Consider the following 21,048-nt stretch of genomic DNA (forward strand, 5'->3'; position numbering starts at 1 on the left):
CTTCCTTGACAGCATAGAAAGGAAGTTTGCTATGAGGAAAAAAAACTTGATTATCTTGTGTACTCTTATATTAACACTGTTGTTTCAAAGCGTTACTTACGCAGCATCGGAAGTCAAATCGATAGTTGAGGTAAAATCGGCAAGCGCATTTGTAGGCGGTTTGGCGACAGTAGATATTGTCCTTCATCAGCCTAAAGGTTTGAAAACATTCGAGTTTCAGTTAAATTATGACAAGACTGCATTAGAGCTAACCCAAGATAATGTGAAAAAGGGAGCTGCTGTAGCTAACTGGCTTTATGAGTATAATGTGGATGCGGACAAAGGAACTGTTCGCGCCGCAGCAGTTAACTCGACAGGCTTTGAGAGTGATCAATCCGCCTTGTTGATGCAGCTTACGTTTAAGGCAACGGGTTCAGTTGGTGCTAAGGAACTGAATCTCACGAATTTACAGGGTTTTGCTGATATAAATCAACCTCTTGAGTTGAGCAGCAAAGCGGGGACATTTACGATCAAGTCTTCTTCAGTCGTAATTGATCCTGAAAATCCAGATCCAGGCGGAAAGCCGTCGCAAGAGATCATTACAGTAAAGTCTGGCGTCGATGTTGAAGGCAACGCTCGTGCGCAAGTGAGCGATCAAGAAGTAGCCGAGCTGGTTAAGAATGATAAGCTGGAACAAATTGTAGTTGATGTGGATGTTCAGGGAACGGCGACGAGTGTTGAAGTTGCGCTTGGCAAGCAAGCGGTGGATCAAATTGCGAAAAGTGGAAAAGAGCTGGTTATAATGTCACCACTAGGTGATGTAGAGCTGGAGCAAGCTATTTTGGCACAGCTTGCAGGCAAGGATGTGGTTATTAAGCTTAAGAAAACAGAAGGGTTCGAGCAAAAACCAGCACGCATTCTAACGGTACTAGCCAATGGGCAACCTGTTACGGGCTTTGATCGTCCTGTACATGTGAAGTTTACATATGTAAAAGCTGCTGCGGAGTCTTATGATAATGTAGTTGTCTATCGCATGGAAGGAACAAAGAAAGTAGTTGTTCCATTTGCTAAAGCAGTGGATGGAAAGATCGTGTTGGCAACGCAGCAAGCAGGTATGTTTGTGGTTGGTTACAGAGATAAGCAGTTCGATGATTCGATTAATCACTGGGCTGCAGACGTGATTCAATTGGTAGCGGCAAGAGAGCTGTTTACTGGTGTAACTGAGCAAAAATTTGCGCCGAATTCGACAATGACAAGAGGAATGCTGGTGACAGTGCTCGGCAGATTGCATGGTGCAGTTGCAACAGGCAGCCAGGAAGCAAGCTATACAGACGTAGCAACCAATCAATATTATGCGCCTTATATCGCGTGGGCGAGCCAAAATGGTATTGTACAAGGTACAGGAAAAGGTGAATTTGCGCCGGATAAAGCTGTGACGCGTGAAGCAATGTCGGTTATGATCGCCAATTATATGAAATTTGCGCATCTGGCGATGGCAGAGCCATCAGGAGAGCATCAATTTGCTGATCAGGATAAAATCTCCAAATGGTCTGCACAGGCTATTCAGGTAATGCGCGAAAATGGTATTCTGACAGGCAAGCTGGATAATAAATTCGATGCTAAGGGTACTGCAACGCGTGCGGAAGTGGCAAAGGTGATAAGCAATATCATCAATTATATGTTGCAATAATACAATACTGAAGATCTACTCAGGAGCTGGCATTGGCCAGCTTCTATTTTTTTGTCTATGAAAATATGAAATTAGCAGAGCATCCTCTTTGTCAGCATTGAAAATGCGGCAGATGTTGTTTATGACGGCGTACCCGATCATAGGTTCCGTTTGAAATAACCGGGATTGACCCCGGTAATAGACTTGAATGTCTTGGATAAGTGATGAACGTCAGTGAAACCGCAATATTCACTAGTTTGCTGAAGGGTCTTGCCATCCTTTAACAGCTCCTGAGCATGCTCGATACGCAATTTCAGTAAGTATTGATACGGTGTCATATTGAATTGTTTCTTGAATAGCACTGTGAATCGAGACTTGGAAAGTCCTGCTCTTCTTGCCATATCGCTAACATTGATAGGTTCGGAGATTCGAAACGCTAAATATGACGTAATCCAGTTCAAGAAAGGACGACGAGTTAACGAGCTATCTTGAGGCTTCATACAACTTTTGAAAAGCAAGGTCAGAAATTCGTAAGCCAGTTGGTTGGCTTCCATTATGCCCAAATAGGTTTGTGATTGCCAGCATTCGATGATCTTGAAGACAAGGTCACGCAACTTAATCGTGTACGGAGTTACGAGTTTAAATGGAATGATGAAGGATTCGCAATCATGCAATCTAGGTTGTGCATAAGTGGAGTAGGATGACAAATCCAATTGTCCTGGACGCGTGACAAAGTTATTTTCTTTCAATGGATTATAGAAGAAATCCAGATGCACGTAAGGATTGATCGTATTGGTAATCCCTTTAATCGAATGTATGTCTCCGGGCTGAAATAAACAAAGATCTCCCTCGTTCAGGAGACGAACGATACCGTTCAGCTGGATTTCGAACGATCCCTCTTGCACATAAAAGATGATGTAATCTAGTAAATTGCGCTCTCCAAGAAAAAAGGGCGGACGGATCGCATAATCCGACTCGCGAATATAAGGCGCGATATCGTAGTCTTCTAATTTCATCGTATTTCACCTCGTTCAAAATAAAATAATTGTTTTATACATAAAAAATAGATCTTATATATACAGGAAGAAAGCTTATAAACCTTTAAGATGAAGGTAGATTATTGTTCAAGTATACCATTATCTTAAGGGAGGAAATAAGTGTGAAACAGACGTATAAAGGTATGAAATTGAGAGAAATAAGTTTTCCGCTCGGAGGGATCGGCAGCGGCAGCATCGGTCTTGCGGGTAATGGCCGGTTGGTTGATTGGGAAATATTCAACCGTCCCAACAAGAAGAGTTTCAACGGTTTTAGCCACTTTGCGATAAAGGCGGAGCGGGATGGCCAAGTGCTGGATGCGCGCGTACTGAACGGCGATTTGCAAGCGCCTTACGTCGGTGAGCATCTTCGAGGCGCTCCGCTCCATAGTGGGTACGGATTCGGACCGGAAAGCCAGACGATGGCGGGCATGCCGCATTTCCGGGAGGTCGAATTCAGTGGTGAATTTCCGCTTGCCGGCATGTCATTCGCAGAAATCGATTTCCCTGGACGCGTAGAATTAGTGGCCTTTAATCCGTTCATTCCGCTGCAAGAGGATGACTCGAGCCTGCCTGCTGCTTTCTTCGAGTGGGAAATTGAAAATACGGTCCATGAATCGATTGCGTATACGTTATGCCTCTCGGCTGGCAATCCTGTTCCGACGGAAAAGGTAAATCACCGATACAGCGTTAACGAAGACACCTCAGGCAAAAATGTTCATATAATTAAGCTAAACTCCGACCAGTATGGAGACGATCACTCTCAGTTCGGTGATATTACACTGTCAACGGACGCGGCTGATGTTAGCTACCAAGAATTCTGGTATCGCGGCGGCTGGTGCGACAATCTAGAGATGTTCTGGCATGATTTCACGCGGCTAGGACGTTTGCGCAATCGGCAGTATCCGGTAACAGAGCCGCCTTTGACTCGCAAAGACACGGCATCGATTGCCGCTCATATCGAGCTGCAGCCAGGCGAGAAGAGAAAAATTCGTTTTGTGATCAGTTGGAACTTTCCGAACGTGGACAATTATTGGAATCCCAATCCGGAAGGCCTTAACAGCTGGAAAAACTATTACGCGACGTTGTTTGAGGATTCCAGCGCGTGCGCGAAATATGCATTCGACAATTGGGAACGTCTGTATGGAGAGAGCGTTAAATTCAAAGAAGCGTTGTTCTCATCGACAGTACCGGACGTCGTCAAGGATGCAGTGTCCGCGAATTTATCTGTGATCAAATCAGCGACAACTTTGCGTCTGACCGACGGTTCTTTCTACGGATTCGAAGGAAGTATCGAAGATACCGGCTGTTGCGAAGGCTCCTGTACGCATGTATGGAACTATGCTTACGCGCTACCCTTCCTGTTCCCTCGGCTGGAACGAAGCATGCGGGATTTGGATTTCAAGTACAACAAACGCGAAGACGGCAGAATGTCATTCCGGTTAATGCTCCCGCTCGGACGTAAGAGGATGGACTTCCGTGCTTGCGCTGACGGTCAATTCGGCGGCATTGTTAAAGCATATCGAGATTGGAAAATATCGGGCGATACGGAGTGGCTTAAATCCATCTGGCCGGAAATCAAGCAAAGCATTACGTATGCTTGGGCTGACAGCAACGAGGACAGGTGGGATCCGGATAAAACGGGCGTTCTGTCGGGCCGGCAACATCACACGCTCGACATGGAGCTGTACGGTCCAAATTCTTGGCTGAGCGGATTTTACTTAGCCGCCCTTAAAGCAGGAGCGGAGATGGCTGCGTACTTGGGCGAACAGGAAACAGCAGACGAATTCGATGGTCTGTTTCGATCGGGGAAGCGTTGGATCGACGAGAATCTGTTCAATGGCGAGTACTATGTTCAACAAGTCAATTTATCGGATAAATCGTTGCTCGATCAATTTGGCTCAGAGTCCGTCAGCACGTATTGGAACAAAGAAAGAGGGGAAATCAAATACCAGATCGCGGAAGGCTGCGTCATTGATCAAGTAATCGCACAGTGGCACGCAAATTTATGCGGTTTGGGCGAAATCTTCGATAAAGAACAGACGCGCACGGCATTGAAATCGTTGTATCGGCATAATTACAAATCCAGCATGCGAAGGGAAGCGAACACTTGGCGGTTGTACTCTCTTAACGACGAAGGCGGTCTCGTGATCTGCACGTGGCCCAAGGGCAGCGCTAAGCCGACGATTCCGTTGACCTATAACTCGGAGACGATGACCGGTTTCGAATACCAAGCGGCTTCGCACATGATTCAAGAGAGGTTCGTCGACGAAGGGATTTCCATCGTTCAAGCGATCCGTGACCGTTATGACGGCGAGAAACGTAATCCGTGGAACGAGATCGAATGCGGCAGCAACTACGCAAGATCCATGGCGAGTTACTCCTTGCTGCAAGCCTTTAGCGGATTCGAATACGACATGGTCGAAGGCATGATCGGATTCAAACCCGTACAATCGGACGCGGTTAAGTTTCGTACGTTATGGTCGCTCGACATGGGCTGGGGCATCTACGAGCAAAGTGTGAAACAGACTCAGTTACAAGTTCTGGGCGGCAAGTTGGCCTTAAGATCGATGGGATTTCCCGAAGATAGAATCGAAACCATTGAACGAATCGAATTAGGCGCTGCCAATTTGGCTTACGTCGTCGTGGAGGGAAAGATTCATTTTGCTCAGCCGGTCGTCATAGACGAGGAAAACATGCTTGTTATCAAGCATACTTAGACGAAAGAGGTAAGGCTATATAACAAACGCTATTCATTCGTATGTTAGAAATGCGATTTAACATCCAATCTCAACTAGAGTTCGGGCTGCCTCTTGAGGTGGCCTTTTTTCTCACAGTGGCGAATGAGAAGAAGTTCATTTTCAAACTTGCCCCGAATAGCTGATACGAAGAAAAAATCTTTAGCCGAGGTCGTTCGTCTCAAGGAAACAGAATTTCAAACGCTTCTGATCGTTTATGAAAAATCAGTTGTGAAAAATATAGAAATCTTGTAGTGTAAGTTATACCATTTATCGAGCAACCAGATGATAAGCCGCTATTAAAATTAGTATCGAAACCAGTGCATAGGAGGTGAAGTGAAACACGATGGATCTCCAATTTGATCCGACTGTATGGCAAATTAGTTTATTTGAGATGACGCTAAGATTATTATTGGCTCTAGTACTTGGCGGTTTGATAGGTCTAGAACGAGAGCTTGGCGGACATTCTGCAGGTTTCCGGACTCACATTTTGGTTTGTCTTGGTTCTGCTGTCATTGTATTGTTATCCATGTACGGATTTGCTGAGTTCGCCGCAGAACCGAATGTTCGTTTAGATCCGGCTCGGTTGGCAGCACAAGTTATCAGTGGCGTCGGTTTTCTCGGTGCTGGTACAATCATGCGAAATGGGTTTGGCGTTTCCGGATTGACTACGGCAGCTTCTTTGTGGGTATCGGCAGCAATTGGACTTTCTGCAGGGGCGGGATTTTACTACGGCGCTGTCATAGCGACTTTCTTGGTGGTGGTGAGTTTGTTTCTATTGAATAAGGTCGAGAAGCTGTTCTCTCGAACCAAAAAAGTACGTGAGTTGTTAATAAAAATGGATAAAACATCGTCTGGTCTTAATCTTGTTCTGATGCACTTGAATCAAAGTGGACTTCAAATCAATAAGCTCACGATAAACAACGATGAAGAGGGGGAACAACAAAGCAATCGACATTTAACTATTCGCATTCAGTTGAAATTAAAGAAAATAAAAAACTATGAGGTATCAATTGCAGCATTAGCACATATGGATGGTGTACTAAGCTTGGAAACCGAAGGAGTTTCAGCGTAATTTGAAAGCGGAAACATTTGAATAATGGAAAGAGGAGACGTTGTATGCATAACACAATGGTAGCGGCTCATACGGGTTGCGGTGTTTATCCTGATAACACCATGGCATCATTTGATGAAGGCATTCAATTCGGAGCGGATATCGTAGAAGTCGATGTACGCGCAACCAAAGATGGTATAGCCATTCTCCTGCATGACGATTCACCTTATCTTCACACACATACCTTCGAACAGCTAAATAAGCCGGCCATCCGGTCTTTGATCGATCCGATTTACAGAGATTATGAAATTGTCACATTGGAGCAAGTTCTTCAATTATCGGATTCACTTGAAATAAAATTGAATTTGGATATAAAAACGGTAGATGCCATTGATCCAACAGTTAGACTTATTCACCAGTTTGAATCGCAAAATCGAGTATTTATTACGGGATGTTCAGATAACATTACGGTACGATATCCGGATATTCAAGTCATGCTGAATACGCCAGACGATTTATCAATGGAACAAATGGAGCGATATGGCGATTTCGCGGAGACCATATGTAGTGAAGCTCTGCAAGGTGGGTACGCTGGGCTCAACATGAATGGATTTACATGTCTTCCGCCTATTGTGACTCGTGCTCACGCTTTAGGTTTAATGGTATGGGTTTATACAGTGAACTATCGTTCGGCTATGGAATGGTTTCTTAGCATGCAAGTAGACGCCATTACTACACGAGTACCAATTGATCTAATAGCACTTAAAAATGAAATAAATAAACTGTAGCCAATTGGAAAAAAGTTTGATATAATCCGTTCATAGAAAGCGCTTACTTTTCAGAAGCGCACTTTATTTTATCCATCATGGTATCGCTTCCAGAAAAAAGTGTATCCGTTAAATGACGCACAAAGTTGATATGGGAGAAGGTGAATTTTGTCGTAATCCTTAATACCAATGAGTGAATGAATCTTAACGAAATATTTACTTGCAGATAACAAATAATGGTTTAATAAACAACTCTTTGTTAATACAATCATTTTAGAATACAAAATCATTATTCTGTTAAGAAGGTGATTGGATACAATTTATTTGAGTAATGATTTCTCTATGGTATCGCTTCCAGACAGTAATCAGAAAGAAGGTGACTTGCAACTTATGAAGCAAATGACTGTAACAATGAAGCGAAAAAAAAGTGGTATCGTTTTATGGAGGAAAATCTTAGCTCATCGTTATTTGTACTTCATGGTCTTGCCTTGTGTTGTATTCTTCATCATTTTTAGCTATATTCCGATGGCCGGCTTGTTGTTAGCGTTTAAGGAATACAAGTTCAATGAGGGGATTTTAGGTAGCCCTTGGGTTGGCCTAGATTATTTCAAACAATTTTTTAATTCGTATCAAAGCGGCGAATTGATTAAAAACACACTCATCATAAGTTGCATGAAATTGTTTCTATACCTGCCGTTTCCAATCATTCTGGCACTTATGTTTAATGAAGTTCGCTCTAAATGGTTCAAGAATGTTTCTCAGAGCTTACTATACTTGCCGCATTTCCTCTCATGGGTTGTTGTTGTTGGTTTAGTTCAGCGTATACTCGCTCCCGATACCGGCTTGTTAAATCAGGTAATAACGAAAATGGGCGGCGACGGAAGTACATTCTTTATGATGGATTCGGCTTACTTCTACCAGATTATGTTCGGAAGCCATCTGTGGAAGTCTATTGGTTGGGATTCGATCATCTATGTCGCAGCGATTTCAGGAATTAATCCCGAAATGTACGAAGCAGCTAAAATTGATGGAGCAAGCAAATTCCGAGAAGTTTGGAATATTACACTGCCGTCCATCACACCGACTATTGTAATCCTCTTTATATTGTCACTAGGCAGTATATTGTCCGCCGGGTTCGATCAGATTTATTTGCTTAAAACACCGGGTAATGCACCGCTCTCTGATATCTTGGACACTTATATTATCCGAGTTGGCTTGCAAGGCGGTCAGTACGGATACGCGACAGCCGTGGGCATGCTGCAAGGAATAATTGGGTTGATTTTGGTTGTTTTCGCGAATCGAGTTTCCCGAAAGGTTTCTGAAACATCCCTTTGGTAGCGTTATCCTGATAACGTTACCATAATTGCTCTACAAAAAGGGTTGGCATGACCATCCAATTGGTGGGAGACGTCTTCAGACGTGTTTCATAAAAACATTTAGAAAAGGGGAAAAATCGCATGAGTAAGACATGGGCAAAGTATTTTGCAATACCTTTGGTGACAGCGATGCTGATCGCAGGCTGCTCAAATGGTAACAAGAACAATACTGAAACTCCTGCTCCTAGCGGCACAGAAGAAGTTACACCTGAATCTGAAGGGAAACCGGCTACATGGATTGCTGATCGTAAGATTAAAGGTCTTGTATTCATGGGTACCGACGATTACACAGAAGATATGAACCCCGAAATTAAAGCGAAGATAAAGGAGCAGACGGGTATCGAGTTTGAAATTGAAATCATGAAAGCCGAAAAATCCATCGATGGTTTGATTGCAGGCATCGCAGCGAACGACTTACCGGATTTTGTTGCTTTCTACCTCAATAACAGCGGTAGACCGGAAATGCCGGTTGTCTTGAAAGCAGCACGCGAAGGTATGTTCACTGATCTGACTCCGCTTATGAAAGATACGAAAGTGTATAGCAAATATTTGCAAGATGACTACTTGCCGCTAGATACGAAATACGGTGTTATGTTCCGTCCTGAGTTTAATGGCTCTTCTTATTTCGTTCATATGAATATCAATCGTCAAGGCGGTTATCTATCTAACAAATACGTAGGCGGTGCTTATATCCGCAAAGACATTGCTGAATCACTGGGGATCGACCCGCGCACAATCAAGACATCTGATGAAGTGTATGAGCTAGCGAAGAAAATTAAAGCCGGTGACTTCAAGGACAACAATGGTAGTCCGGTTATCCCAATCGGCCCATCATTCTGGGGCGGTAAAGATGTTTCAGCCGCTTTCAAGGATTTGCAGTGGGGCGAAGACGACCAGCGGATCAAAAAATCAAAAGACGGTCAAATCCTTCATGAAGCAGAAACCGAATATCCTATGAAAAAAGTAGAGTACTTCCAAAAGTTGCTTAAAGAAAAGCTTATTCATCCAGAGTATTTTACGATCGATGAAAGCCGGGCAACGGAGGGCGCATTGAACGGCTCATGGGCGATTATCGGTGATGCCCACAACTATCAAGAGTTCAACCAAGATATGCATTATCTCCCGCTCGGCCCCATTAACAACGTAGACGGCCCTTACCAAATGCAAGTTAGCTTTAAGTCTGGTTACAGCGCATGGGCGATCCCGACTACAACGAAAAACCCGCAAGATATCGTTAAATTCGCTGACTACTTAGCTAGTAAAGAAGGAAAATTGATCTGGAAATACGGTTTGGAGGGACGCGATTACACGCTTGGTGCAGATGGATTTCCAATTGTGAAACAAGAAGTGTTGGATTTGAAAGCAACAGACCCGAATGAAGCGAAGAAGCTTGGCTTCCAAGGCGTCGGTAATTCATGGGGCGATATACTAGGCGGTACTGACACCGATAACTTGGCTGATTTCGGTGAAATGCAATATGCCGACAAAGTGAAAAAAGAAGAACATAACGGTGCTCTACAACTAATCGAATACTGGAACTTTGAGGAAAAGTACAAAAATGCGAAGATCGTTGATAGCTACGTACCTACCGCTTTCCTCGGTGAATTTGACAGATCTGCAGAACTTAAAGCGGCTTTGGACGCTTACAACGAAACATTGATCCGCGCTTATTACGGCAAGAGTCTTGACGAAGCTAAGAAAATGTTGGAAAGCAATTTGAAACAATTGAAATCTGCTGGATTGGACGATTATTTGAAGCTTCTCGCAGATAAAGATGCCGATCCGAAAACGGATGTAAACCTGAACGATTAGGCAGCTAGGTTCAATTTTCGGAAGTGGAAAATAAATGGAAGAGGCAGGGCGATTTTATCCGAAGTTGGGTAAAAGCGCCTTTCCTTCAAAGGAGGAGGGAGAAAGTGGGAAACGAATTTTATAAGCTCAGCGTCGGCGAAAGAGTATTTAGAATCGTCAACTATTTACTTCTTATCGCGCTGTGTTTATCGATCATTCTACCTTTTTTTAATATTTTTGCACTTGCTTTTAATCCCGGTAAAGACGCGGAAAGAGGCGGTATTTATTTCTGGCCGAGGATTTGGTCCTTGGAAAACTTCCATAAGGCGTTTGAAACGTCCAATATTACAACTGCTTTTGGTATTTCAGTGTTTCGAACGGTCGTAGGTACGGTCACAAGTGTTTTTCTGACTGCGGCAGCGGCCTATGCGTTGAAGAGCAAAACGCTCCCTGGCGGGAAGTACATCATGATGATCATTTTCTTCACCATGTTGTTTGGAGGGGGAATTATTCCCTATTACATGCTGCTTAAGTCGATTCATTTGACGAATAATATTTGGGTTTATGTCATTCCAAGTCTATATAGCGTATGGAACATAATTATTATGCGAACATTTTTTCAACAGATTCATCCGAGCTTGGAAGAATCGGCACGAATTGATGGGTATAACGACTTTTCGATCTTCTTGCGCGTTATTATGCCACTCAGCCGGCCGGTAATAGCGGTCATAGGCTTGTTTAACGCCGTTGGTCATTGGAACGATTGGTTCACAGGTGCATTTTACATTCGAAAATCGTCTTTGCGTCCGTTATCCACTCTTTTACAAGAAATGCTGATGAGTGCGGAAGCGATGCGGGATACACTCAATCAAGCTGCCGGCCTTAGATACGATATGATTGAAAAAATGCAAGTTACAGGAAACTCGCTTAAAATGGCTACGATAATTATCGTCGTCACGCCGATTATTCTCATCTATCCATTCGTGCAACGCTATTTTACCAAAGGTATTATGATCGGATCGATAAAAGAGTAAATTAGCTTAGGAGAGGATGGGAAAACATATGAAAATAATGAATCCTTACCTAGAAACGGGGACTTGGTTAAAAGGAAGCTTTCATAACCACACGACGAATAGCGACGGTTGGTTTTCACTCGAAACGGTTTACAAAATGTACGGTGGATACGATTTTCTCGCTATCTCTGACCATGATAAAATTACAAAACACGAAGGCGAAAGAGGGATTACGACTGTTTTCGAAGCAATAGAAGTCAGCAGTCGGCAAACGCATATGCTGCTAGTGAAACCGCCGCAAGAGATTATGGAAAACTACAGCAGTGAGTTTACGATTGAGAATTACCAGCGTTTTGTGGATCTAACATCGACGAACGACGGATTTGCAGTGCTCGTGCATCCAAATCGTTATTTCTCGAATTATTGGAAACTAGAAGATATGCTTAAGATGGAACGTTATCTTGGGATTGAAGTCTATAACGGTGACGGCAATCCGGAGTACGATATCGCGTTCGACAAGTGGGATGCTGTTTTATCCGCCGGGCGTAAAGTGTGGGGGTTCGGAAATGACGACTCGCACGTTTATGGACAAGAAAAACGCGCTTGGAACGTGGTCAGAGCTAAAGAAAATACGAACGAAGCTATTATTGATGCGATTAAAGAAGGCAACTTTTATGTATCAACGGGATATGGGTTTGATGCGATCAGAGTAGAAGGCACTAAGGTTACTGTTGATCTTCGATCTAATGATTTGCTTGATAAAATGTACAAATACGTCACGTTCTTCGGCAAAGACGGACAGGTGCTGAAAGAAACAACAGGGCGAATCAAACAAGCAGAGTATGAATGTAAAGGTGACGAAAAATACGTCCGTATAGCCGTTTATTTGGAAGGCGGGTATTCCGCGTTTTCTCAGCCTTTATTTATTGAAGATTAATAAGGTGTAGATCTTAAAATTCCGATCAGATGGGACATTTACAATCATTCAATTTACCGATATGCATATCAAAGATGGATTACTTGGATAGAAATAGCGAAATAGAAATAAGAGGTTAGGATTAGTCTTCACGGCTGGATAATAGCGAAGAAGAAATGATGAGAAGGTTTGTCGAAGTCGGTGTATATCTTATATAATTCTAATATATGAACGAAATATACTTCCATGAAGGGTGAATAATGTGCAACCAAAAATCAAAGATGTGGCCCGGGTAGCAGGAGTTTCGGTTACGACTGTGTCCAGAGTGCTGAATGGCGAGAGGTATGTGAAAGACGATCTCAAAGAAAAGGTGAATCAAGCCATCGATCAATTGGGATACGCTCCGAGCCATATTGCCCGAAGCTTAGTACGTAACAAAACGAATCTCATTGGGGTAATTGTGCCAGACCTTACCTCAAGCTTCTATTCGACAATTTTAAGCAGCATCGAAGAGGCGGCTAGCTCTAATGATTATAACCTTTTGGTATGCAATATCATCGAGGATATAGATAAAGAATTAAAGTATATAAATGTGTTTCAGGAAATGCGGGTAGAAGGCATCATTATTATGCATGAGAAAATCAATGAGGAAATCCGTGCTTTGATTCATAAGATGAACATTCCCGTTATTTTTTCTAGTGTCAAACCGATGGACCATGAATTCGCCTCTGTAATTATTGATGACTACAAAGCTGCTTACGATGCTACGAAATATTTAATTGAACTAGGCCATGAGGAAATAGGGTTTATCGGCGGCGACATGCGCGATATTACGTCGGGACAAAATCGGTATAGCGGATATCGAAATGCATTGTCAGACCATTCTATTAAAATCATATATGAAAATATCCGGTTCGGTGATTATAAAGTGAAAAGTGGATACGAGCAAATGAAAGATATTCTTCGTAACAAACAAACGCCTACTGCTGTTTTTGCCGTAAGTGATGATATGGCTGTTGGAGCGATGAACTGCATTTGGGATCATAACCTTCGAGTTCCGGAGGATATTTCCATTATGGGCTTTGACGGAAGCCAACTGACCGAGCTTGCCCGTCCGAGGTTAACCTCGATGGAGCAGCCTATTCAAGACATGGGTACAGTTACGATGGCTGCGCTGCTGAAACAAATTACGAATAAGGAATCGTCGACCGAGGATATCATCATGGAGCATAAACTAGTTGTCCGTGAAAGCTGTAAACGAAGAGATTCATAAGGAATAGAGAGCACAGCAGTGCATATCGGAAATAGATGGAGATGAGGCACCTATGAAAAATTACGATGTCATCGTGATTGGAGACGCGAATATTGATTTAGTTGTTGAGGGCTGTAACGAACTGCCAGCACCTGGACAAGAGGTATTTGTTCAAAATATGACTATCCACGTCGGCGGAGGGGCAGCTTTGTTTAGTTTGGCGACAGCCAAGCTAGGCTTGAAGGTTGCCTTTAACGGGGTATTAGGTGACGACGGATTTGGCCAGCTTATAAAAGATCAATTTTCTCAATATGGAATCGATACCAGATATATAAAAAAGAGCAGCAGCAATACAGGCATTTCTATTGCAATTAACCCAGAAAATGATCGTTCTTTTATTACATATGCAGGTTCAAACGCCGAGCTTAGCTTGCAGCAGTTGGACATGAATAGTGTTTTATTAGGACGTCACGTTCATTTAACTTGTTATAAGGGAAGTCGCAATCATGCTGAATTTTTGGAAACAGTAAAAAAACTTAAAGCACTCAACGTTACGACCTCTATTGATATGGGATGGGATGATACCGGGGAATGGTATCCTGGCATATTTGAATTAATGAAGGATATCGACGTCTTCTTCATGAACGAAACCGAAGCGATACACTACACTGGTTGTCAAACGGTAGAGGAAAGTCTTAGCGTTCTTTCCAAACACAGCAGCCATATCGTGCTCAAATTGGGCTCAAAAGGTGCGGTGTCATCGGTAGGCGGGCAGCAGGCATATCGTTCCAGCTTCTCCGTCCGAGTTGTCGATACGACTGGAGCAGGTGATTCCTTTAATGCCGGTTATATGTATGGGTATTTGGCAGGGAAAAATCCAGAGGAATGCTTGATTTATGGAAATGCTTGCGGGGCGCTGTCTGTAAGTGAATATGGTGGAAACACAGGGACGACAAACATACAACTGCTGGAGAAATTTATCGCGGACAGAATGGGTGAAACAAATGAAACGCTGGAAACCACAGTGATGGATTATTTATGAGAAATGAAAGGAGATTACATATGGAAATGATGGAGATCAAGGGTGTGAACAAGCCGATGTCCCGGTTGATTATGGGAACGGGAGATCTAAGAGTATTGGACGATGCGAAACGGTTGATGCTTGATGCTTTTATTGAAGCCGGCGGCAATATGTTTGATACCGCCCATCAGTACAGAGGGAAAGAGCAGATTTTGGGACAGTGGCTGGCGGAGAAGAAGATCAGGGAAAAAGTAGTTATTATGAACAAAGGTGCCCATCACGATGATGGGAGTCCAGGACCTCGGGTGAATGCACAAGCCATCCGGAAGGACCTAGCCGAGAGCTTGGAGAGACTGGGAACAGATTATATCGATCTATACGCACTTCATAGAGATGATCCGACCGTCGAGGTTGGGCCGATCATGGAAGAGTTGAACGAACAACTTGAGACGAAGAAGATTCGCGCGATTGGTGCATCGAATTGGTCGTATCAGCGCATTAAGGAAGCGAATGAATACGCGGCGGCGCATCAATTAGCAGGTTTTACGTTTAGCAGTACGAACCTGAGTCTGGCCAAGGCGAAAGAGGCGAGGTGGGAGGGTTGTGTTTCTGCTGACGAGGAAACCTGCAATTGGCATGAATGTAACCAATTGCCGCTATTGTCATGGTCCTCTCAGGCAGGCGGATTTTTCTCAGGTCAGTTTACGCCAGACAATCTCTCTGATTCGGAAATGGTGCGAGTGTATTACAACGACAACAACTGGGAGCGATATCGACGTGCCGTGAAGCTAGCTGAGCTGAAGCAGGTAACACCGATTCAAATCTCATTATCTTATGTTCTTCATCAACCTTTCCCAACATGCGCGATTATCGGACCGCGCAATCCTGATGAGCTTCATGACTCGGTTATGGCTATGAATCTACCATTAACTACTGGGGAAGCCGAATGGCTGGATTTGAAAAAGGAGGAGATTGCAGAATGATTAAACATCAATTGGCGGCTCAGCTCTACACCTTAAGAAACGAAGTGAAAAAGGACTTTCCAGCGGTATTGAAGCAATTGAGTGAAATGGGCTGGGCGGCCGTTCAGATCGACGGGCTGCATGGATATGAAGCACGAGAAATTGCTGCAGTGATGAATGAACTCGGATTACGAACCGCTGGCATGCATGTAGGGCTGGAACGAATGAAGTTTGATTTAGAAGCAGTGCTGGAAGAGGCTCGCTTGTTCGATACGAAAGACTTCATCTGTCACTCCCTACCGGATGGGCTGCAAAATCCAGAAGGGTATGCAAGCGTGAAGAAAGACTTGCTTGAAGTCGCTGCTAGAGTTGAGGGCACGGGATATCGCGTTGGCTATCATAATCATGATTTTGAATTTCATTCATCCATAGATGGTAAATTTGCACTTGAATACTTGCTTGATGATCCGGCTATTTACGCTGAGATTGATACGTACTGGGTTCGCAAAGCTGGTCAAGATCCGTTGTCCTTCATCCAGAATTATGCGAATCGTATGCCGATCCTTCATCTGAAGGATATGACTGCGGACAGCAGACAGATCGCTGAGATCGGAACAGGGGTTATTGATTTTTCTCCGATCCTCCAGTGGGGATTGCGAAGCGGCGTTGAGTGGTTTGCGGTAGAGCAGGATTACTGCTCAGGAAGCCCGATGGACAGTCTGGCTATTAGCTTGGAATACTTATTGAAATTGGAAAAAACTCTCGTTTAAATTAGAAGCCCGCATCTGAATAATCAGATCAGCGGGCTTTTTCTTATCCAATCTATAAATCGCTAATATATTAATTTGGAATTCTATTCGGATGAAACCCTTCAAGGAATATTTCTTCAAAACGCTCCCCTTTCTCGTATAGGTTATACCAAGTATCAGCAATGACATCCGGATCCCCTGCTGTTCCAGCTTGTATCATAGCCCCAATTGAAAGATGTCCAACAAAGACACCTTTTTCTTTCAACTCATTGTGAAGGTTTGTAGCATAATTACGAATACCAGACATAACGATTCCGCCATTCCCGACAAAAGGTAAAGGGAACATAGCAGATATGCCTGTTATAAATAGAATAAATAGAATCGCACCTGAACCCATTTTTATCATATCTGGTAATACCATACAATGTCGAAGCAGCTATATTGGCTTAGTCGTTCCGCAATTGAAAGAAAGGATCGTAAATGAAGTGAAAGCATATTTGTCAAAAAGTTTGGCTTACATCTATACGGATATTGAGAAGAATCTATATGTACCTATTTTTGCACAAGTCATCCACGAAGCTGCCTTTCAGTGAGCTTCAGGGAACGTGACTTTAGATAAAGAGGAAGTATCGCTTAAGGTCTCATTATTACTAATACGAGGCTGCCGGTCTTGAATGGCATTCTCGTTGAGCTATTTTGTATACTTCTTAAGTGAAAGCCACCTTTTCAGGTGGCTTTTTTCTATTGTGGTAAAGGCACTAGAGTGAAAGAAATAATCATCCATTTTGGACAGCCGAGCACAGGTAGAAAGCCAATAATAAAACAAAAGCTAAAAATAATACCAAAACAAAATGAAAGCATTTTCAGATAGACAATGAAAAGAACGAAAAAACATAAAATTTGTCATAAAGACCTGATTTTCCGAGGTGATATGATGAAATAGCAAAGCAACATGGAGTACTGCTATGTTACGGGGTCCAAAAGGGTTAGCTATTTTCACTATATTGAAGATATTGGGGGAATTAAGGATGAAGAAGAAATGGGTTCTTGCATTGCTAACTGGTATGATGTTGACAGCCGCAGCATGCAGCAACGATGGAGGAAGTACTCAAGGGGAAGCAAAGGAAGGTATACAGATCGGCGCAGCTATTTACAAATTTGATGATACCTTTATGACGGGTGTGCGCAATGCGATGCTGGAGACAGCGAAGAACGAATCGAAATTAGATGTAGTGGACAGTCAAAACTCGCAACCGACGCAAAATGAGAAGGTGGATCTGTTTATTTCGAAAAAGTATGATGCACTCATTATTAATCCAGTTGATCGTACAGCTGCAGGTGTCATAATCGATAAAGCGAAAGCCGCAGATACGCCAGTCGTATTCTTGAATCGCGAACCGATTGCGGAAGATATGGCAAAATGGGATAAGGTTTACTATGTTGGTGCAAAAGCAGAGGCGTCAGGAACGATTTCTGGACAATTAATTAGCGATTATTGGAAGGAAAACCCAAGCGCGGATAAGAACGGCGACGGCAAGCTGCAGTACGTTATGTTAACGGGCGAGCCAGGGCACCAAGACGCGGAGCTTCGTACAAAGTATTCAGTACAAGCGATTGAGGACGCAGGCATACCAGTTGAAGAGCTGGCTAAAGATACTGCGATGTGGGATCGGGTCAAAGGGCAAGAAAAAATGCAAGCATTTCTAGCATCAAATGGAGATAAAATCGAAGCTGTTCTTTCTAATAATGATGATATGGCGCTTGGCGCGATTGAAGCTTTGAAAGCATCGGGTTACTTCCAAGGTGATAAATATGTTCCGGTTGTCGGCGTAGATGCAACAGCTCCGGCTATTCAAGCCTTGAAAGACGGAACAATGCTGGGTACAGTGCTGAATGATGCGAAAAACCAAGGCGCAGCTTCTGTAGCGATTGCTACAGCGCTATCCAAAGGCGAGACGCCAACGAAAGAAAATATTGGTTTTGAACTCACAGATGAAAAGTATGTTTGGATCCCGTATAAGAAAATCACAAATGCGAACATAGCAGACGCGGAGTAATGAAATAAAGCCGAGGGACAGCGGTATCCCGCTGTTTCCTCTTGACTTATTTATTGGTTCTTGATGGGAGGATATAAAATGGAGCAGCAATATGTTCTGGATATGCGAGGAATTTCAAAGGGCTTTCCAGGGGTACAAGCGCTCAGCAATGTTACGCTAAAAGTGAAGCCAGGAACTGTACATGCCCTAATGGGAGAAAACGGAGCTGGGAAATCAACGCTAATGAAGTGTTTGTTTGGCATTTATAGGCCTGATGAAGGTGAAATTTTTATAAATGGTCAAAAAATAACGATTCATAACTCGAAAGAGGCTCTAAAAAGTGGAATTTCCATGATTCATCAGGAGCTTCATCCTGTACCGCATCGTAATGTGATGGAAAATATTTGGCTTGGTCGCTTTCCAGAAGTTGGTTTTGGTCCGCTTAAGTTTATTAATGAAAAGAAAATGTACGAAGACACATTGCATTTATTCAAAGATCTTGAGGTCGATATAGATCCAAGGGTGCGGACTGGGACGCTGTCTGTTTCAAAAATTCAGACTTTGGAAATTGCGAAAGCGGTTTCTTTTCATTCGAAGCTTATTGTGATGGATGAGCCAACATCCTCTTTGACTGGCAATGAGGTTGAACAGCTATTCAACATCATCAACAGTTTGCGGAAGCGCGGCGTATCTATCATTTATATTTCTCACAAAATGGAAGAAATCTTGCGCATCTCAGATGAAGTGACGATCATGCGTGATGGTCACTATATTGGAACTTGGCCTTCAAGCGAGCTAACGACAGACCTCATTATTACGAGAATGGTCGGTCGTGACTTGAAAGAACGTTATCCTGAGCGCACGAATGTTCCTGGCGGCACGATGATGAAGGTAGAAGGTCTTTCGTCCCCTAATCCCAAGTCGTTTCAGGATATCAGCTTTGAACTTAGGCGTGGGGAAATACTCGGCTTAGGCGGCTTGGTTGGCGCTCAACGAACAGAGCTTATTGAAGCATTGTTTGGATTGCGTAGCGCTGTTTCCGGCACAATCTCCATAAATGGGAAGCCGGTGAAATTAAAAACTCCGTCTGATGCGAAAAAACACAAAATTGCGCTTTTGACAGAAGAACGGCGAGTAACGGGAATTTTTCCAGTGTTATCGGTTTATGAGAACACGATCATTGCGAATTTGTCTCGCTACCAAAATAGATTAGGGCTGTTGAATGAAAAACAGGGACGAGACGACGCAGCCATTAATGTTGAGAAGTTTGGAACAAAGACACCGTCTATTCATCAACAAATTCGTTATTTATCGGGGGGAAATCAGCAGAAGGTACTGTTGGCGCGGTGGCTGCTAACAGAACCGGATATTTTGCTGCTTGATGAGCCTACACGCGGCATTGACGTTGGCGCTAAATTTGAAATTTATTCGATTATTACAGAGCTTGCCAAGCAAGGGAAAAGCATTATTATGATCTCCTCGGAAATGCCCGAGCTGCTTGGGATGTCTGACAGAATTATGGTTATGAGCGAAGGAAGATTGACAGGCATTGTAGAAGGCAAGACGGTAACAGAGCAAGAAATAATGCGTTTAGCTGCGCAGCAACGATCGGTCTTATCAGGGGGTATTGGTATTGAACACGCAATTACTGTTTAAAGTGAAAGACTATTTAATGCAACGAGCGATTTTCGTCGTTTTGATTTTGATTGTAATTGGCATCGCGGTGGCAGATCCTAACTTTTTAGCTTTTTCTACGCTTAGAGATATATTGCAGCAGTCCTCCACAAAGCTAATTATTGCAATTGGTGCGGCATTTATTCTTATAACAGGCGGCACAGATTTGTCATCTGGTCGAGTTGTTGGGCTCACGGCTGTTATTTCGGCATCGATGCTGCAAATAGATACGTACGCCAACCGATTTTTCCCAGACTTACCGCAGCTTTGGGTTATAGTTCCGATTTTAATAGGCATTGTAGTGGGTTTGCTTGTTGGTTTAATAAACGGTTTTATCGTTGCAAAGCTTCATGTTCCGCCCTTTATTGCTACGCTTGGAACGATGGTAGGCATCTACGGCATCAATAGCCTTTACTTCGATATGAAGCCGAATCAATCGCAGCCGATAGGCGGTCTACGAGATGATTTTAAAGTGTGGGGCTCGGGATATATTGACCTTGGAGGCGGCTATACGATCCCATATATTGTTCTTATTGCGCTCGCTGTAGCCGTTATCTGTTGGGTAGTATTTAATAAGACTCGTCTGGGCAAAAACATGTATGCAATTGGAGGAAATGTCCAAGCGGCACATGTCTCCGGCATTAATGTCTCTCGAAATCTTATTTATATTTATGCTATTTCTGGAGCACTGTATGGTCTGGCTGGTGTGTTGGAAGCTGCTCGAACAGGAGGAGCAACAAATAACTACGGAAACATGTATGAATTAGATGCCATTGCGGCTTGCGTAGTTGGCGGTGTGTCAACTGCTGGCGGGGTGGGCAAGATTCAAGGCGTAGCGGCAGGCGTATTAATCTTTGGTGTTATTAACTACGGATTAACATATATCGGTGTCAGCCCCTATTATCAGTTAATTATTAAAGGTCTCATTATTGTTGCGGCTGTTGCATTTGATATTCGAAAATATATGGCAAAAAAATAATTCGAGAGATTATTAATAAGGGGGTGGTGTATGCGTTG

17 protein-coding genes are annotated in these 21,048 nt (G+C 43.3%); 15 read left to right on the forward strand and 2 right to left on the reverse strand.

What is annotated here, in order from left to right:
- The first annotated feature begins 31 nt into the window (after nt 1–31).
- Entirely contained in the window at nt 32–1,669 is a 1,638-nt protein-coding gene (locus AC0YN6_RS13475; protein ID WP_475747410.1) for an S-layer homology domain-containing protein, read from the forward strand.
- A gap of 137 nt (nt 1,670–1,806) precedes the next feature.
- Here the strand turns inward: AC0YN6_RS13475 and AC0YN6_RS13480 are convergent, their stop codons facing one another.
- On the reverse strand, nt 1,807–2,664 hold the full coding sequence (locus AC0YN6_RS13480; RefSeq protein WP_475747411.1) for an AraC family transcriptional regulator: 858 nt from the start codon (nt 2,662–2,664) through the stop codon (nt 1,807–1,809).
- A gap of 143 nt (nt 2,665–2,807) precedes the next feature.
- Between AC0YN6_RS13480 and AC0YN6_RS13485 the strand changes: the two genes are divergently transcribed.
- From AC0YN6_RS13485 to AC0YN6_RS13535, 11 genes are all read left to right on the forward strand, one after another.
- A complete protein-coding gene (locus AC0YN6_RS13485; protein ID WP_475747412.1) occupies nt 2,808–5,402 on the forward strand; it encodes a GH116 family glycosyl-hydrolase in 2,595 nt (864 codons plus the stop codon).
- Nucleotides 5,403–5,766: 364 nt separating this feature from the next.
- On the forward strand, nt 5,767–6,495 hold the full coding sequence (locus AC0YN6_RS13490) for an MgtC/SapB family protein (protein ID WP_475747413.1): 729 nt from the start codon (nt 5,767–5,769) through the stop codon (nt 6,493–6,495).
- Between the two features lie 44 nt (nt 6,496–6,539).
- A complete protein-coding gene (locus AC0YN6_RS13495; protein WP_475747414.1) occupies nt 6,540–7,262 on the forward strand; it encodes a glycerophosphodiester phosphodiesterase in 723 nt (240 codons plus the stop codon).
- 369 nt (nt 7,263–7,631) lie between these two features.
- Complete coding sequence (locus AC0YN6_RS13500) at nt 7,632–8,579, forward strand: ABC transporter permease (protein ID WP_475747484.1); 948 nt, start codon at nt 7,632–7,634, stop codon at nt 8,577–8,579.
- Nucleotides 8,580–8,698: 119 nt separating this feature from the next.
- Nucleotides 8,699–10,429: an extracellular solute-binding protein gene (locus tag AC0YN6_RS13505; protein WP_475747415.1), complete on the forward strand. Its 1,731-nt coding sequence runs from the start codon at nt 8,699–8,701 to the stop codon at nt 10,427–10,429.
- A gap of 104 nt (nt 10,430–10,533) precedes the next feature.
- Nucleotides 10,534–11,442, forward strand: a complete 909-nt coding sequence (locus AC0YN6_RS13510; RefSeq protein WP_475747416.1) for a carbohydrate ABC transporter permease — start codon at nt 10,534–10,536, stop codon at nt 11,440–11,442.
- 28 nt (nt 11,443–11,470) lie between these two features.
- On the forward strand, nt 11,471–12,358 hold the full coding sequence (locus AC0YN6_RS13515) for a CehA/McbA family metallohydrolase (protein WP_475747417.1): 888 nt from the start codon (nt 11,471–11,473) through the stop codon (nt 12,356–12,358).
- A gap of 241 nt (nt 12,359–12,599) precedes the next feature.
- The gene (locus AC0YN6_RS13520) at nt 12,600–13,610 is read left to right on the forward strand and encodes a LacI family DNA-binding transcriptional regulator (RefSeq protein ID WP_475747418.1); all 1,011 of its coding nucleotides are present in this window, start codon (nt 12,600–12,602) and stop codon (nt 13,608–13,610) included.
- A gap of 52 nt (nt 13,611–13,662) precedes the next feature.
- Complete coding sequence (locus AC0YN6_RS13525; protein ID WP_475747420.1) at nt 13,663–14,631, forward strand: carbohydrate kinase family protein; 969 nt, start codon at nt 13,663–13,665, stop codon at nt 14,629–14,631.
- A 26-nt stretch (nt 14,632–14,657) separates the two neighbouring features.
- Entirely contained in the window at nt 14,658–15,593 is a 936-nt protein-coding gene (locus tag AC0YN6_RS13530) for an aldo/keto reductase (RefSeq protein ID WP_475747421.1), read from the forward strand.
- On the forward strand, nt 15,590–16,342 hold the full coding sequence (locus AC0YN6_RS13535) for a sugar phosphate isomerase/epimerase family protein (RefSeq protein ID WP_475747423.1): 753 nt from the start codon (nt 15,590–15,592) through the stop codon (nt 16,340–16,342). The genes AC0YN6_RS13530 and AC0YN6_RS13535 overlap by 4 nt, the downstream gene beginning before the upstream one ends.
- A gap of 70 nt (nt 16,343–16,412) precedes the next feature.
- On the opposite strand, the gene AC0YN6_RS13540 is transcribed toward AC0YN6_RS13535, so the two are convergent.
- Nucleotides 16,413–16,742 (reverse strand): hypothetical protein, encoded by a 330-nt coding sequence (locus AC0YN6_RS13540; protein ID WP_475747424.1) that lies wholly within the window; start codon nt 16,740–16,742, stop codon nt 16,413–16,415.
- 607 nt (nt 16,743–17,349) lie between these two features.
- On the opposite strand from AC0YN6_RS13540, the gene AC0YN6_RS13545 reads away from it, so the two are divergent.
- From AC0YN6_RS13545 to mglC, 3 genes are all read left to right on the forward strand, one after another.
- Complete coding sequence (locus tag AC0YN6_RS13545) at nt 17,350–18,378, forward strand: galactose ABC transporter substrate-binding protein (protein ID WP_475747425.1); 1,029 nt, start codon at nt 17,350–17,352, stop codon at nt 18,376–18,378.
- Between the two features lie 78 nt (nt 18,379–18,456).
- Entirely contained in the window at nt 18,457–20,013 is a 1,557-nt protein-coding gene (locus tag AC0YN6_RS13550) for a sugar ABC transporter ATP-binding protein (RefSeq protein WP_475747426.1), read from the forward strand.
- The gene (gene mglC / locus AC0YN6_RS13555) at nt 19,991–21,010 is read left to right on the forward strand and encodes a galactose/methyl galactoside ABC transporter permease MglC (RefSeq protein WP_475747427.1); all 1,020 of its coding nucleotides are present in this window, start codon (nt 19,991–19,993) and stop codon (nt 21,008–21,010) included. The genes AC0YN6_RS13550 and mglC overlap by 23 nt, the downstream gene beginning before the upstream one ends.
- The last annotated feature ends 38 nt before the right edge of the window (nt 21,011–21,048 follow it).

This window comes from Paenibacillus sp. J22P15, assembly GCF_056269345.1.